Source organism: uncultured Shewanella sp. (genome assembly GCF_947491715.1).
GTDB lineage: Bacteria > Pseudomonadota > Gammaproteobacteria > Enterobacterales > Shewanellaceae > Shewanella.
The window spans coordinates 1-368 of the sequence record NZ_CANLKR010000130.1 but is presented as its reverse complement, the minus strand read 5'-3'; the positions used below and the strand labels follow the sequence as shown (position 1 = coordinate 368).

The following is a 368-nucleotide window of genomic DNA, read 5'->3' as shown; positions in this document are numbered from 1 at the left end:
TCACTGGGCGTGTGCAGTCCCCCTTGTGTTGCTTGCGCCGTGGCACAATCAACCACCTCAATTAAGGCTTGCTCAAAGGCATTAACAAAAGTGTGAGACAGCGCAGCGTCGAGTTGAGAGGCAACATTAAACGTAAGCTGTCCATCCATGATAGCGCCATTGATATTAAGAAGATTGACATCCTTGTTTTGCCCCGAGACACTCAAGCCCGTCGGCTCCGATGTCAATTGCCAGTCAAGACCTCCTGACTGACCACTGTTGTCCATTTGCCCTAAGTAGTTAAAGCTCACTCGGGGTAACTCGCTTGTCGCTAACCCTAACGCACCAAATCCAATGCCTTTGTCAGGTATGCTGCGCAACGCTTCCTT

The 368-nt window shown here is 50.3% G+C and carries 1 protein-coding gene; it reads right to left on the bottom strand.

What is annotated here, in order from left to right; all coding sequences use genetic code 11:
• A partial coding sequence (locus tag Q0779_RS23815) for a hypothetical protein (protein ID WP_298776752.1) occupies positions 1-359 on the bottom strand: 359 nt, incomplete at its 3' end.
• Between the last annotated feature and the right edge of the window lie 9 nt (positions 360-368).